This is a genomic window from Marivirga sp., from assembly GCF_024636815.1.
In the GTDB taxonomy this organism is placed as follows: domain Bacteria; phylum Bacteroidota; class Bacteroidia; order Cytophagales; family Cyclobacteriaceae; genus Marivirga.
Genome location: NZ_JAGXGF010000147.1, coordinates 1 through 7881, shown reverse-complemented (window position 1 = coordinate 7881; position 7881 = coordinate 1). Strand labels below are relative to the sequence as shown.

General features: G+C 34.6%; 7 protein-coding genes. All 7 read left to right on the top strand.

Features of this window, described 5'->3' with window-relative positions; all coding sequences use genetic code 11:
- Positions 1 to 4 precede the first annotated feature (4 nt).
- Complete coding sequence (locus Q0L29_RS11040) at positions 5 to 1207, top strand: pyridoxal phosphate-dependent aminotransferase (RefSeq protein ID WP_296621620.1); 1203 nt, start codon at positions 5 to 7, stop codon at positions 1205 to 1207.
- Between the two features lies 1 nt (position 1208).
- On the top strand, positions 1209 to 2204 hold the full coding sequence (locus tag Q0L29_RS11035) for a bifunctional heptose 7-phosphate kinase/heptose 1-phosphate adenyltransferase (RefSeq protein ID WP_296621618.1): 996 nt from the start codon (positions 1209 to 1211) through the stop codon (positions 2202 to 2204).
- 39 nt (positions 2205 to 2243) lie between these two features.
- Positions 2244 to 4067 carry a TrkH family potassium uptake protein gene (locus Q0L29_RS11030; RefSeq protein ID WP_296621617.1) on the top strand — a complete coding sequence of 608 codons (1824 nt, stop codon included), beginning with the start codon at positions 2244 to 2246 and terminating at the stop codon, positions 4065 to 4067.
- A gap of 80 nt (positions 4068 to 4147) precedes the next feature.
- Positions 4148 to 4699 (top strand): hypothetical protein, encoded by a 552-nt coding sequence (locus tag Q0L29_RS11025; RefSeq protein WP_296621615.1) that lies wholly within the window; start codon positions 4148 to 4150, stop codon positions 4697 to 4699.
- Positions 4686 to 5339 carry a hypothetical protein gene (locus Q0L29_RS11020; RefSeq protein ID WP_296621613.1) on the top strand — a complete coding sequence of 218 codons (654 nt, stop codon included), beginning with the start codon at positions 4686 to 4688 and terminating at the stop codon, positions 5337 to 5339. The genes Q0L29_RS11025 and Q0L29_RS11020 overlap by 14 nt, the downstream gene beginning before the upstream one ends.
- Before the next feature lie 296 nt (positions 5340 to 5635).
- A complete protein-coding gene (gene dapF, locus Q0L29_RS11015) occupies positions 5636 to 6415 on the top strand; it encodes a diaminopimelate epimerase (protein WP_296621612.1) in 780 nt (259 codons plus the stop codon).
- Between the two features lie 68 nt (positions 6416 to 6483).
- Positions 6484 to 7881: DEAD/DEAH box helicase (locus tag Q0L29_RS11010; RefSeq protein WP_367275780.1), on the top strand; the 1398-nt coding region annotated here is incomplete at its 3' end.

Below are 7881 nucleotides of genomic sequence, written 5' to 3'. Positions count from 1 at the left end.
TATTATGAACTATCCAGTAAGCGATCGCATCAAGAATATGTCTGAATCTGCAACTTTAGCTATGGCAGCTAAGGCTAGAGAATTAAAATCTCAAGGGATTGATATAATCAGTTTGAGTTTGGGAGAGCCTGACTTTAAAACTCCAAAACATATTCAAGAAGCAGCTAAAAAAGCAATTGATAGTGAAAAATATTTTGCTTACCCTCCTGTTTCGGGTTATCAGGATTTACGAGAAGCGATTGCCAATAAACTGGAAAAAGAAAATGGAATTCCAAGTTCTCCAGATCAGGTAGTAGTTTCAAATGGAGCCAAGCAATCCATTGCAAATTTGATGTTATCAATGCTAAACCCGGGAGATGAAGTGATTGTATTCGCTCCATTTTGGGTAAGCTACACTGAACTGGTGAAATTGGCAGGAGCAACACCTGTTTATGTAACCGGAACGCTTGAAAATGATTTTAAACCTACGGCAGAACAGTTGAAAGATGCTATTACGAAAAATACTAAAGGCGTATTGTATTCTTCCCCTTGTAATCCAACAGGAAGTGTTTTTTCTAAAGAAGAATTGGAGAAATTGGCCATGGTCATCAGACAATATGATGATATAGTGGTGATGTCGGATGAAATTTACGAGCATATCAATTTTGGAACTGAAGGACATGTAAGTATGGCTTCTTTGCCTGGAATGGCGGAAAGAACCATCACAATTAATGGTTTTTCTAAAGGTTTTGCCATGACAGGCTGGAGAGTGGGCTACATTTCTGCTCCATTTCCAATTGCAAAAGCAGCTATAAAAATACAAGGTCAAATTACTTCGGGTAATGCTTCCATATCACAAAGAGCAGCTTTAGCGGCACTTACTGGTGATTTACAGCCTACTCTGGATATGACTAAAACATACCATAAGCGCAGAGATATGGTATTGGATTTATTAAAAGAGATGCCAGGCGTAGTGACTAATGTTCCAACAGGAGCATTTTATATTTTCCCTGATATCAGCAGTTTCTTCGGAAAATCAGATGGCGAAACTAAAGTTAAAAATGCAGATGAATTGTCTATCTATATTTTAAAGAAAGCTAATGTGTCTGTGGTAACAGGAACTGCATTTGGTGCGCCTAATTGTATTAGAATTTCTTATGCAGCTTCTGATGATGAACTGAAAGAAGCAATGAAGCGCTTGAAAAAAGTATTGGCAGAATTAAGTTAATATGTCTATCAAAAGTATTCCTGATATTTTTAAAGCGTTTCAAAAACTGAAGGTTTTAGTCATTGGTGATGTGATGATTGATGCTTACATCTGGGGCACTGTTTCCAGGATTTCTCCGGAAGCGCCTGTACCCGTTGTAAATGTAAAAAATCGCGAGAAAAGAATGGGTGGGGCAGCCAATGTAGCGCTAAATCTTCAGTCTTTAGGTGCTGAGCCCATTTTATGTGCCGTTTTAGGAGATGATGAGGAAGCGGATATTTTTGAAGGATTATTGAAAAAGAGAAATATTACAGCTAAAGGCATCATCCGCAGCAAGGACAGAATAACGACCATTAAAGAACGAGTTTTATCAGGCTCACAACATTTGTTGAGAGTAGACTCTGAAAGTCTCGAACCCTTAAATCAATCTGAAGAAAGCTTATTACAGGAAAAGATATTTGAGTTGATTTCAGAAGTGGATGTTATTGTCTTTGAAGATTATGATAAAGGCACTATTAATCCACAAATTATTCAACAGACTGTTAAAAAAGCTCAGGAGTTAGGAAAGCCAGTTGTGGTGGATCCAAAGAAAAATAATTTTTTCGACTATCAAGGGGTTGATTTATTCAAACCGAATTTGAAGGAGTTGAAAGAAGGAATGCATGTGGATTTTTCCATTTCCGATGAAAGTGCCTTAAAGGAGCAGACTCGATTATTACGTGAAATGCTCTCTGCAAAGTTTGTCATGACCACTTTATCTGAAAAAGGGGTTTATATTCAATCCGAAAAAGAGGATTTTTTAATTCCAGCTTATAAGAGAAGTATTTCTGATGTTTCGGGTGCTGGCGATACCGTAATTAGTATTGCAGCTCTTTGTGTAGCATTAAATTTAGAGCCTGATTTCATTGCTTCTCTTTCGAATTTGGGAGGAGGAATCGTTTGTGAAGAGTTGGGAGTTGTACCAATTGATGTCAAAAAGTTGGAAGTAGAAGCAATAAAGCATAATTTACAATTATAAATAAGGCAGTTAATTTAAAAGCCCAGCATTTCTATCAGAATGAATTTTTCAAACCTTAAAAATGATGTTACTGAATGGTTAAATAATGCGATCTACAATAGTAGAAGTGCAGTACTTAATACTTTGGTATCTCTAAAGGCATTTATCTGGCTTACTGCAGCTATATTGTTATTTTTCGTTTTTGGTTTTGAAACAGAATCTAATGAATTAGAACAAGTGTTTTTGGGACTTGATGTGGTCCTTATTATTTATTTCTTTACGTTTTTAATTCGGCTGTTATATGAATTTCGTAGGACTGAGTTTCTTAAGTCCAATAAGTTGGAAGCTGTTCTAGTCTTTATTATTATCATTAATACTGTTAGTAATTATTATTTCGATAATCAAATTATCAAATATTTAGCTGAGACGTTTGGCTTTAAAAATTACCAAGATGCCTATCTGACCTTTATAACTTTCTATTTTTTAGTATTAATTGTTTATGAATTTATAAGAGCAAGTGCAGTTTTGTCCAAATTGAAAACGAAGCCTGCCAGAACTTTTATATATAGTTTTTTACTCTTAATAGCTTTTGGAACCGGAGTTCTAATGTTGCCAGCAATGAGCGTTGAAGAAGGATCAATGTCTTTTATGGATGCTTTATTTACATCCGTGAGTGCAAGTTGTGTTACTGGATTGATTGTGGTGGATACGGCCACTTATTTCACGATGAAAGGGCAGTTTGTCATCATGATTTTGTTTCAATTAGGTGGTTTAGGTATCATTTCCTTTACCTCCTTTTTTGCCACTTTTATGAAAAGTGGTGTAGGTATTAAGCAGCAGTTAATGCTTCAAGACTTTTTAGTAAGTGATTCTTTATTTTCAGCAAAAGGTCTGTTAAGAAAAATTATTGCAATTACTATCGTGATTGAAATCATTTCATTCATCATGATATTTTTTAGCTGGGGAAAAGATGTTGTTTTTGATTCTATGGGACAAAAAATATTCTTTTCCGCCTTTCATGCGGTAAGTGCTTTTTGTAATGCAGGCTTCAGTTTATTTACTAATGGACTTTTTGAAGACGGAGTAGCAAATGGTTATATTTTACACATCATTATTGCATTAACTCTTATTTTGGGGGGGCTAGGATTTTCTTCTATTCAGGATTTGTTTTCAAGGAAAAACCTAAAAGATAGGTTTCAGAATCCATGGAAAGATTGGGCTTTGAGTACTAAAATAGCGGTATATACTTCTTTGGTTTTATTGGCTTCAGGAACACTGATTTTTTATTTTTTGGAACAAGGGAATACCTTGGGAGATAAAAATTTCATAGAATCATTGATCACGAGTTTCTTTCAATCGGCTACTGCACGTACGGCAGGTTTCAATACGGTTGATGTTGGTGCATTAAGAACGCCCACCTTGATAGTGATGGCTTTTTTGATGTTTATTGGGGCATCATCTGGCTCTGTGGGGGGCGGTATTAAAACTTCAACATTCTATTTATTGATAGTTTCAGTTTTTGCTACTTTGAGAGGAAGATTGAAGATTGAAATTGACAGGAAATTCATCCCAAAAGAATTATTATTTAAAGCCTTATCCATTTTCTTCTTTGCAGCTTCCCTCAATTTGATTGGTATTTTTATTTTAACTATTACCGATAGTGATTTTACTTTGGTACAATTAATATTTGAAGAAGTATCTGCTTTTGGTACTGTGGGATTAAGTACTGGGATTACAGCCGACCTTTCATTTGCTGGCCGCGTAGTCATAATACTTTCCATGTTCATTGGTAGAGTGGGTACGCTGACCTTTGCTTTAGCTTTAAGTAGTAGAAAATCCACAAAAAGCTACAAATACCCTAAGGCACACTTGATGGTGGGGTAAATTCATACCTTTTAAATCCAACCAATTCAACCAATATGTTGTCTATAATTACATTACTATCAACCTTAATTTTATAATCAATGAAGATCTTATTTATTAGTTTTCTAATAGCTTCTGTTGGATTCTGTACTCCTAAATGTGATGAGAGTAATCTTACGGATGCCTATACCTTTCCAGAGAATATGGAGGAATTTATTCCGTATGAAAATCAAGATCAATTTACGCTGGTGCATAATTCCGCTACAGAAATCCAATTTGAGGTATTTAGAAATTCAACTGTTGAAACAGCTAGTTGCGACCATTGCTGTGATTATTATACCTATGAAAACGAAGAATTATTCGTTATTTCTGATTATCCATTCTATGACATCCAATTTTATATAAATGCAGATGATGAAGAGAGATTTAATTACGGAATTACTATAGGAAGAGAATATTTCTCCCTGAATGAGAATATGCAAATGGTAGATTCTGTGGAAATAAATAATCAGTACTTTCATGAGGTGTTTAAATTGAAAAGCAGTAGCCACAGTGAGGAATATGAAAGAGAAGTTGATAGTATGTATTTTAATTATTCTATAGGAATCCTAAAGATCATTGAGCAAAATGGAGATAGTTATGAAATTCAATAAATTATTCCTCTTTGCCACTTTTTTGCTTTTAATTTCATGTAATGGTGCTATAGTTTATGAAGAGATAGACCTCCAAGTTGAGACTGAGGCTTGGATAGTGCAGGAAGAAGGAGCCCATAGTTTTCAAATGATAGATGAAAATGGAATAAAAAATACTTGGAATCTTAGAGAGGAAAATAATTATTATAGTGAGTCAGGGAGTGCATTTTTATTAATTCCTACCCGCAAGACTATGCGTGAAATGCATTATCAAAAATTCAGTAGTACCATTTTAGGTGATTTTAGTATAAATGCAGATGCTGGATTTTCTGATGGGAATGCTTGGGTATCTTTTAATATGCCTAATTTATCCATTGATTTTGATGCGGTAACCTATGATCCAATTCGATTATATTTATCTCCTAATAGCGGGGAATCATTTTCGTGGTATGTTGATGATAATGATCCTCCCTTTCAATTTCAAATTGTTACTGATTATGAAATTAATGGTAAGACATTTACTGAAGAAGTTGCAGTTTTTGAGTTGACCAGCCGAACTGAAATTTTAGAGCCAAATGATATTGTTAAGTTTTCTTTTTCAAAAGATATAGGACTCATTTACTTAGAGCTTAAGAGCGGCTTAAAGTATTTTAGAATTTAACCCGTATTATTCATGACAAGCTTAGGAGTAATAACAATTAGCAATTTTAAACAACTTTTTATGAATTGAATATACCAGGGTTAACCCCGATAATTTTAAAAACCTAATAACCCAAATTTAGGTGTTTTTAAATTTTATGTTTTATTATGAGAATTATAAAATAACTATTTAATAATCGGGTTTTTATAAATTGTCTGTCCTTCGGATGAAAAATTCATATGAATTTTTTGGGTTAAATACAAAGTGTCAATCTGGCATATGAAATTCTTTGGTGCTATTTTCGCTTAATGGTGTATATGGCAAGAATTGAATTTTATAAATATCAAGGAACCGGCAACGATTTTGTTGTAGTGGATAATCGTTCCAAAAGATTGGATAGAACAGATAAAACCATAGCCCAAAAACTTTGTGACCGTAAATTTGGAGTTGGCTCAGATGGATTGATATTAATCGAAAATCATGATGAATATGATTTTGAAATGATATTTTTCAATCCGGATGGCTCACAAAGTATGTGTGGGAACGGAAGCCGTTGTGCAGTAAAATTCGCTCAGTTTCTAGGTATAATTAAAAATAAAACTACCTTTCTTTCTACTGATGGTGTACATAAAGCCACTATTGATGGTGATATCGTGCGCTTGAGTATGCAAGATGTAGCCCAATCTGAAATCAATAATTATCCAGAGCATTTCACTATTAATACGGGTTCACCGCATTATGTTATTTTCTCTAGCAATATAAATGATAAAGATGTAAAAGAAGAAGGAGCTACTATTCGTTATAGTGATGAATTTGCAGCTGAAGGCATCAATGTTAATTTTGTAGAAAAGCAATCTGAAAGTAAAATTTCAGTTAGAACTTATGAGAGAGGAGTAGAGGATGAAACCTTGTCATGCGGAACGGGAGTTACGGCTTGCGCTATTGCCCATGTGTTGCACGGAGGCGTTTCACCTGTTGAAATCCAAACTTTAGGAGGGCAACTAAGTGTTGAATTTGAGCTAGTAAATGGTTCAGCAAAAAATGTATGGTTAATTGGACCTGCAAAGAATGTTTTTAAAGGTGAAATCACTCTTTAAAAATTTAAATAAATCATAAAAAAGCGTGTAAATTAGCACATATTTTAAATTACTATAGTAAAAAAAGCATGTTTGATTTTTTAGCAAAAGGACTAACCAAAGTATTCGGAACAAAGTCTGATAGAGATATAAAAGAAGTACTTCCTATGGTTGGGCAAATCAATGTAGAATTTGCCAAATTAAAGGATATAACCCACGATGAACTAAGAGCTAAAACCTCGGAGGTATTAAACAAAATCAATCAATATCTGAAAGAAATTGATGATGAAATAGCAGCACTTCATACAAAAGTGGATGATAATCCTGACATGGATTTACATACCAAAGAAGATCTTTTCAATGAAATTGATGCTTTGGAAGAGAAAAGAAATGAAAAGTTAGAGGAGGTACTTTTGGAAGTGCTACCTGAAACTTTCGCAATTGTAAAAGATACTGCTCGCAGGTTTATGGAAAACGAACAGTTGGAAGTGACCGCTTCCATGTTCGATAAGGAAATGTCTGGAAAGGCAGAACATGTGAATTTGAAAGGTGATAAAGCCGTTTGGAATAATACATGGAAAGCTGCTGGAAATGATACGACCTGGGACATGATGCACTATGATGTTCAGTTGATTGGTGGCATTGTGCTCCATAAAGGTAAAATTGCAGAAATGGCAACTGGTGAAGGTAAGACTTTGGTAGCTACTTTACCTGCTTTCTTAAATGCATTAGCTAAAAGAGGCGTTCATATTGTAACTGTTAATGATTACCTGGCAAAGCGTGATGCTGAATGGATGGCACCTATATTCCAATTTCACGGAATTTCAGTTGATTGTATTGATAATTTTAGACCTAACTCGGAGGAGAGAAGAAAAGCTTATCAATCAGATATAGTTTACGGAACCAATAATGAATTTGGGTTTGATTATTTGCGTGATAATATGACGCGTGAAACCAAAGAGTTGGTTCAAGGTAAACACCACTTTGCCATGATAGATGAGGTGGATTCCGTTTTAATTGATGAGGCAAGAACGCCATTAATTATTTCAGGGCCAGTTCCTAAAGGGGACGTTCATGAATTTGACTCCTTAAAGCCAAGAATTGAGAAATTAGTACAAGAACAAAGAAAATTAACTTCAGACTTCCTTTTAGAAGCGAAGAAATTAATAAAGGAAGGAAAAGAAGATGAAGGTGGATTGGCATTATTCAGAGCTTTCAGAGGTTTGCCAAAGCATAAACCCTTAATCAAATTCTTGAGTGAGCAGGGCATGCGTCAAATTCTTCAAAAGACAGAAAATATTTATCTGGCCGATAATTCTAAATTAATGCCTGAGGCTGATGAGCCATTGCTTTTCACCATTGAAGAGAAAAATAATAATATTGACCTTACTGAAAAGGGGATTGACCTAATCACAAGAGATGGTGAAGATCCTAATTTCTTTATACTTCCAGATATAGGAATAGAAATTGCCAATTTGGAAAAAGAT

Bases quoted from the DNA above. Each gene is read 5' to 3' on its own strand.
- dapF (WP_296621612.1), top strand. From the start codon at position 5,636: ATGGCAAGAATTGAATTTTATAAATATCAAGGAACCGGCAACGATTTT.
- Q0L29_RS11020 (WP_296621613.1), top strand. From the start codon at position 4,686: ATGAAATTCAATAAATTATTCCTCTTTGCCACTTTTTTGCTTTTAATT.
- Q0L29_RS11040 (WP_296621620.1), top strand. From the start codon at position 5: ATGAACTATCCAGTAAGCGATCGCATCAAGAATATGTCTGAATCTGCA.
- Q0L29_RS11030 (WP_296621617.1), top strand. From the start codon at position 2,244: ATGAATTTTTCAAACCTTAAAAATGATGTTACTGAATGGTTAAATAAT.
- Q0L29_RS11025 (WP_296621615.1), top strand. From the start codon at position 4,148: ATGAAGATCTTATTTATTAGTTTTCTAATAGCTTCTGTTGGATTCTGT.
- Q0L29_RS11035 (WP_296621618.1), top strand. From the start codon at position 1,209: ATGTCTATCAAAAGTATTCCTGATATTTTTAAAGCGTTTCAAAAACTG.